The 6,644-nt window shown below is 46.6% G+C and carries 6 protein-coding genes; all 6 read left to right on the top strand.

Translation table 11 applies throughout. From position 1 onward, the window contains the following. On the top strand, nucleotides 1-873 hold an 873-nt coding region (locus tag B7Y67_RS09170; RefSeq protein WP_293598381.1), incomplete at its 5' end, for a putative peptidoglycan glycosyltransferase FtsW. Continuing rightward, nucleotides 870-1,943, top strand: a complete 1,074-nt coding sequence (gene murG, locus B7Y67_RS09165; RefSeq protein WP_293598380.1) for an undecaprenyldiphospho-muramoylpentapeptide beta-N-acetylglucosaminyltransferase — start codon at nucleotides 870-872, stop codon at nucleotides 1,941-1,943. The genes B7Y67_RS09170 and murG, both read left to right, overlap by 4 nt. Then, nucleotides 1,940-3,376, top strand: a complete 1,437-nt coding sequence (gene murC / locus B7Y67_RS09160) for a UDP-N-acetylmuramate--L-alanine ligase (RefSeq protein WP_293598379.1) — start codon at nucleotides 1,940-1,942, stop codon at nucleotides 3,374-3,376. Before murG ends, murC begins: the two co-directional genes overlap by 4 nt. Beyond that, nucleotides 3,369-4,382 (top strand): D-alanine--D-alanine ligase, encoded by a 1,014-nt coding sequence (locus B7Y67_RS09155; protein WP_293598378.1) that lies wholly within the window; start codon nucleotides 3,369-3,371, stop codon nucleotides 4,380-4,382. Before murC ends, B7Y67_RS09155 begins: the two co-directional genes overlap by 8 nt. Continuing rightward, complete coding sequence (locus B7Y67_RS09150; RefSeq protein WP_293598377.1) at nucleotides 4,379-5,245, top strand: cell division protein FtsQ/DivIB; 867 nt, start codon at nucleotides 4,379-4,381, stop codon at nucleotides 5,243-5,245. Before B7Y67_RS09155 ends, B7Y67_RS09150 begins: the two co-directional genes overlap by 4 nt. Before the next feature lie 9 nt (nucleotides 5,246-5,254). Next, a complete protein-coding gene (gene ftsA / locus B7Y67_RS09145) occupies nucleotides 5,255-6,484 on the top strand; it encodes a cell division protein FtsA (RefSeq protein ID WP_293598376.1) in 1,230 nt (409 codons plus the stop codon). Nucleotides 6,485-6,644: the final 160 nt, after the last annotated feature.

Below are 6,644 nucleotides of genomic sequence, written 5' to 3'. Positions count from 1 at the left end.
GTACTTATTCCTGGTGTTGGAAAAGGCGTGAATGGTGCTAAGCGTTGGATCCCATTGGGTCTCATGAATTTCCAGCCATCTGAATTAATGAAATTTGCTGCAGTGATTTTTGCCGCAAGTTATACGGTACAGCGCCAAGAGTATCTCCACTCATTTGTGAAAGGCATGTTGCCAATGGGTATTGCGGTTGCCTTGGTTGGTGGCTTGCTCATGGCTGAACCCGATATGGGTGCATTTGTTGTGGTTGCCTTAATTGCCTTTGGAATTTTATTCTTGGGCGGCATTAATGCCAAGTTATTTGGTGGTTTGATTTTGGTTGGCCTCATGAGTGGCGCCATCATGATTGCACTCTCACCTTTCCGTCGCGGCCGCATGTTGGCATTTATGGATCCATGGCAAGTCGATAACGCAGCAAATAAGGGCTATCAATTAACGCACTCACTTATGGCATTTGGTCGTGGGGAATGGTTTGGCGTAGGTTTAGGCGGAAGTGTTGAAAAGTTACATTACCTTCCCGAAGCGCATACCGATTTCATCATGGCGGTGATTGGTGAAGAGCTTGGTTTTATTGGTGTAGTGGTGATGATTTTCTTGTTCTACTGGATCGTACGCCGCGCATTCCTCATCGGCCGTACTGCCTTGCAATTGGATCGCAGTTTTGCTGGTCTGGCTGCTAAAGGTGTGGCGATATGGATTGGTTGGCAGGCATTTATCAATATGGGTGTGAACTTGGGCTTACTTCCAACCAAAGGCTTAACTCTTCCTTTAGTTAGTTATGGTGGCTCAGGGATTTTGATGAATGCAGTCGCAGTAGCAATGCTGCTTCGTATTGATTATGAAAACCGAATCTTGATGCGGGGAGGTAAGTTATGACCAAACCATCCATCTTGATCATGGCTGGAGGAACTGGCGGACATATTTTCCCAGGTCTAGCAGTGGCTGAATATTTGCGCGTTTGTGGATGGAATGTATCTTGGCTTGGTAATCAGAGCGGTATGGAGTATCGACTAGTAAAAGCTTGTGATTTCCCATTTGAAGCCGTTGATTTTGGTGGCTTGCGTGGCAAAGGCATCAAAGCCAAACTGATGCTGCCATTTAACCTGGCAAGGGCCAGCTTCCAGAGTTTTAAGATCATGCGCCGCATTAAGCCAAATGTGGTCTTGGGTATGGGTGGATACATTACATTTCCTGGCGGCTTGATGACTAAGCTTTTGAAGAGGCCGCTGGTTTTACATGAAGCCAATTCTGTGGCGGGAAGTGCGAATCGCGCTTTAGCCAAAATTGCTATGCGTACCTTGACTGGTTTCCCAGATACGATGGCTCATGCTGAGTGGGTCGGAAATCCAATCCGTGAAGAATTCGACGCTATGGCTGTACCAGCAAAACGTTATGAAGAGCGCACGGGACCTCTGCGCATTTTGGTGGTTGGTGGAAGTTTAGGTGCGGCTGCCTTAAATGAAGCAATTCCATCAGCCTTGGCATTGATGGATAAAGATGCGCGTCCATATGTGATGCACCAGGCTGGAGAGAAGCATCTCGCAGATCTACAGCAGCGATATGCTGACTTAGGTGTTACTGCCGATATCCGTTCCTTTATTGACGATATGCCAACCGCCTACGGTCAAGCAGATCTTGTTATTTGTCGCTCGGGCGCAATGACTGTTTCAGAAATTGCAGCATGTGGTGTGGCTTCTTGTTTAATCCCATTTCCATATGCGATTGATGATCACCAAACTGCCAATGCACAATTTTTATCAGATGCAGATGCTGCCATTTTGTTGCCACAACAAGATCTCAATCCACAGGATCTCGCATCCATGATTCAAAATTTTAATCGTCAAGATTTACAAGTGATGGCTGAGCGTGCTCATGCTTTGGCTAAGCCCCATGCAACTCAGCGTGTGGCTGAAGTATGTGCAGATTGTGCGGGAGTAGGTATATGAAACATATCGTTCAGCAAATCCATTTTGTTGGGATCGGTGGCGCAGGCATGAGCGGTATTGCCGAGGTGCTTCTGAATCTGGGATATCAGGTGTCTGGATCTGATTTAGCTGAAGGCGCAGCAACGAAGCGCCTTACAGATTTGGGTGCTGTAATTCATATTGGGCATGATCCTAAAAATATTGGTACCGCAGAGGCAGTGGTGATTTCTACTGCGGTTGCAGGAAACAATCCTGAAGTGCTAGCTGCTCGCGCAGCCAAAGTGCCTGTGATTCAGCGTGCCGTCATGCTTGGTGAGCTCATGCGTTTAAAGCAGGGCATTGCGATTGCAGGAACTCATGGCAAAACAACGACCACCAGTTTGGTTGCCTCAGTCTTAGCTGAGGGCGGTTTAGACCCAACCTTTGTAATTGGTGGGAAGTTAAATTCTGCTGGCGCCAATGCGCGCCTAGGTCGGGGCGATTTCATTGTGGTCGAGGCAGACGAGTCTGATGCTTCTTTCTTGCAACTATTTCCAGCAATGGAGGTAGTTACCAATATTGATGCTGATCATATGGATACCTACCAGCATGACATGGCAAGGTTAAAGCAAGCATTTGTTCAGTTTATTCAGCGTATGCCTTTTTATGGTGTGGCAGTGCTCTGTATTGATGATGCCAACGTTCGAGACATTATTCCGTTCGTATCTCAGCCGGTATTGCGTTACGGCTTGTCTGAAGATGCGGATATTCGTGCAAGTAATGTGCGTGCTGAGGGTACGCGTATGCACTTTACGGTGGATCGTAAAACAGTACGTCGCCATGGCAATAAGCCGGGTCGTCTTGAGGTGCAACTCAATTTACCTGGTTTACACAATGTACGAAATGCATTAGCAGCAATTGGTATTGCCACGGAATTAGGTGTTGGTGATGAAGCCATAGTGAAAGCTTTATCTGAATTTAGTGGTGTTGGCCGTCGCTTCCAAAAATATGGAGAGATTCCGCTGGCATCTGGTGGAAGTTTCACTTTGATAGATGATTATGGACACCACCCTGTTGAGATGGCGGCTACTTTATCTGCAGCGCGTGGTGCTTACCCAGATCGTCGATTGGTACTAGCGTTTCAACCACATCGCTTCACAAGAACTCGCGATTGTTTTGGTGAATTTGTGCAAGTCCTGAAAAACTTTGATGCACTTGTGCTTACTGAAGTCTATCCAGCTGGTGAAGCGAAGATTCCAGGTGCGGATGGCCAAAGTCTCATGAAGGCAGCACTCTCCGCTGATAAGGCTGTAAATGGCTCCTTAGATAGTGCGGCTGTGGCCTTTGCAGCAAGCATCGCGGAAATGCCAGAAAAACTCAGCACTTTATTGCGTGATGGCGATGTCTTAATCACGATGGGCGCAGGTTCTATCTCTGGCTTGCCTCATGTATTAGCGGAGTCAAAACATGTCTAAGCAAAATCAACCATTACTTTCTTGGGGTGAGCGAGTGAAGCAAGAGCTCGCAAACTTAGATATTAAGTCCCTTGGTCGGGTCGGCGTGTTGCTAGGCGGCCGCTCTGGTGAGCGCGAGATTTCCTTAATGTCGGGAAATGGTGTATTGGAAGCGCTCCTCTCTAAAGGGGTTGATGCGCATCCATTTGACCCGGGATTACGTTGCCCAACTGAATTGGCAAATGAAAAATTTGACCGCATCTTTATTTCCTTGCATGGACGCTATGGTGAAGATGGCATGATCCAGGGATTACTTGAACTTTTGGGTTTGCCTTATACCGGTAGCGGTGTACTAGCCTCTGCATTGGCAATCGACAAAATTGCGACAAAGCTTGTCTGGCTCAGTAGCGGTCTTTCAACACCAGAGTTTCAGGAGTTGAAAGCGGATAGTGATTGGAATGCAGTGGTGAAGCATTTGGGTCTACCGTTGATTGTTAAGCCAGCACATGAGGGTTCTTCACTCGGTTTAACTAAAGTGAAATCCGTCGACGAGTTGCCTGCAGCCTATAGGCTGGCCGCTGGAATGGATAAAAAAGTCATTGCCGAAACTTGTATTGTTGGCGATGAGCTCACTTGCCCATTGGTTGGATTTGGCGCTGATGCTGAGGCTTTGCCGGTGATCAAAATTATTCCACCAGAAGCTAACTACGATTTCCATAATAAGTATTTCTCTGATGAGACTAAATACTTGTGCCCAACTGACTTAGCACCAGAGGTCAATCAAGTAGTTCAAGAACTAGCGTTAGCTGCTTATCGTGCTCTCGGCTGCAGGACTTGGGGTCGTGCTGATGTGATGTTAGATAAGCAAACTGGGAAACCCTATCTTTTAGAAATGAATACTTCCCCAGGGATGACTTCGCATTCTTTGGTACCTATGGCGGCAAAAGCAGCTGGTGTTGAATATGCCGAACTAGTGCTCTGGGTCATTAGCCAAACCCTAAAAAGTAAAGGGGATGGGCAAGCATGAGTTGGATGGGCGCCTTCTTAAACGGCTTCGGTGAGATATTTGCTTCACTGGCATCTCCGCTTTGGAATCATCCAGAGCGGATGCAAAAGTTGAGCCGATTCTTGATGCGCTGTTTTGCAGTCATGGTTTGCGTTGGAATTTTGGTGTGGTTAAGTCAGCGCCCAGTTTTTGCCTTGCGCCAAGTCGTAATAGAGCCGGTAGCTGGTGAAACACTCAAACATATTAATAAGCCTGTAGTGAAACAGCAGGTTTTAGAAACTGTCCAAGGTAATTTTTTCAGTGTGCGGCTAGAAGATGTGAAACGTGGTTTCGAGTCAATGCCATGGGTGCGTCATGCCAATGTTCGTAGGGTCTGGCCTAACGGATTGATTGTGAGCATTGAAGAGCAAAAGCCATTTGGTACTTGGGGTGGGGCTGATAGCCATACCTTAATGAATACCCACGGTGAGCTTTTTGCTGGCCGTGTTTCTGATGTAGGAGACGGAATTCAGTTGGTTGATTTCTCAGGTCCAGAAGATGCAAGCAAAGAAGTTATGCGCTTGTATGAGAGAGCGAATGCCTGGTTTAAGCCTTGGAGTGCCGAAGTCAAAAGCTTAACCCTTTCTGAGCGGTATGCCTGGCATGTGAAGTTATCCAATGGTATGAAAGTGGAGTTCGGCAGGGATGAAGAGAACTCCGACAAAACATTAACTGAGGATCGAGTGGCGCGCCTCTTTAAATATTGGCCAGAGGTTCAAGAGAAGTGGGCTAATCGCGTAGACGCAATTGACTTGCGTTATGCAAATGGTTTTGCAGTACATCTTGCTTCGGCAAATTTGAAAAAGAATGAAGTAGACGGCAAAAAAAGTGAGCAGAAGCAATGAGGAATGAGAATGAGTAAAGACAACCGCGATTTACTAGTCGGATTGGATATTGGAACCTCCAAGGTGGTTGCTTTGGTTGCTGAACTAGGTGTTGATGGCCAATTCAATGTCGTTGGTGTCGGTCAAACTGCATCCAAAGGTTTGAAAAAAGGTGTTGTTGTCAATATCGAGGCAACTGTTCAATCTATTCAAAAGGCGCTTGAAGAAGCTGAGGTGATGGCTGATCGTCAGATCGCTCAGGTCTTTACTGGTATCGCTGGAAATCATATTGTGAGCTTTAACTCTAGCGGTATGGTGGCCATTCGCGATAAAGAGGTCAGTGCTGGTGATGTTGAGCGGGTTTTAGAAACCGCTAAAGCAATCAATATTCCAACGGATCAACAGATCCTTCACATTCTTGTTCAAGAATTCATCATTGATGGGCAAGAAGATGTTCGTGAGCCAATTGGCATGAGCGGTTTACGCTTAGAGGTGAAAGTACATATTGTTACTGGCGCCGTTAGTGCTGCGCAAAATATTGTGAAATGTGTGCGTCGTTGTGGCCTAGAAGTCAATGATCTCATCTTGCAGCCGCTCGCATCCAGCTTAGCTGTACTAACTGAAGATGAAAAAGAATTGGGTGTCGTTTTAGTGGATATTGGTGGCGGTACAACTGATATCGCAATTTATTGCCAAGGCTCGATTCGTCATACTGCAGTAATCCCAATTGCAGGCGATCAAATTACTAATGACATTGCAATGGCCTTGCGCACTCCAACTATTGATGCAGAAGATTTAAAAATTCAGTATGGTATCGCTCGCCAAGATATGGCAGACCCATCCACCATGATTGATGTGCCTGGTGTAGGTGATCGTGAGCCACGACCAATGTCTAAGCAGGCCTTAGCTGCAGTGATCGAGCCACGTGTTGAAGAGCTATTTACTTTGGTACGAGGAGTGGTGCGTGATTCTGGGTACGAAGATATGGTGTCTTCAGGGATCGTGCTCACTGGCGGTACCGCGTTAATGCCAGGAATGGTTGAACTTGCTGAACAAGTCTTCTTACGGCCTGCACGTATTGGTACACCTGAATATCGTGGCCACTTACATGAAGTCTTACGTAGTCCGAGATTCGCTACCAGCATCGGTTTATTAATGGAAGGTCAGGCGCAACTATTGCGTGGCCGTCGAGTATCTCAGTCAGGCGCATTGCAAAGTGTTATCTCGCGCATGAAGGAATGGTTCGCAGGAAATTTTTAAGTTTTTCGTCGTCGTCAATGTAGTACTTATTACCTAGGAGGGTATATGGAATTTGAAATGTTAGATCAAGAAACAGCCGGCAAAACCATTATTAAAGTGGTTGGAGTTGGTGGTGCAGGTGGTAATGCAGTTCAGCACATGATTCGTCGCGGTGTTAATG

The sequence above is a fragment of the Polynucleobacter sp. 35-46-11 genome (assembly GCF_002281105.1).
Note: the sequence above shows the minus strand (reverse complement) of the source record. Positions and strands in the feature narration are given on the sequence as shown.

Bases quoted from the DNA above. Each gene is read 5' to 3' on its own strand.
- murG (WP_293598380.1), top strand. From the start codon at position 870: ATGACCAAACCATCCATCTTGATCATGGCTGGAGGAACTGGCGGACAT.
- murC (WP_293598379.1), top strand. From the start codon at position 1,940: ATGAAACATATCGTTCAGCAAATCCATTTTGTTGGGATCGGTGGCGCA.
- B7Y67_RS09155 (WP_293598378.1), top strand. From the start codon at position 3,369: ATGTCTAAGCAAAATCAACCATTACTTTCTTGGGGTGAGCGAGTGAAG.
- B7Y67_RS09150 (WP_293598377.1), top strand. From the start codon at position 4,379: ATGAGTTGGATGGGCGCCTTCTTAAACGGCTTCGGTGAGATATTTGCT.
- ftsA (WP_293598376.1), top strand. From the start codon at position 5,255: ATGAGTAAAGACAACCGCGATTTACTAGTCGGATTGGATATTGGAACC.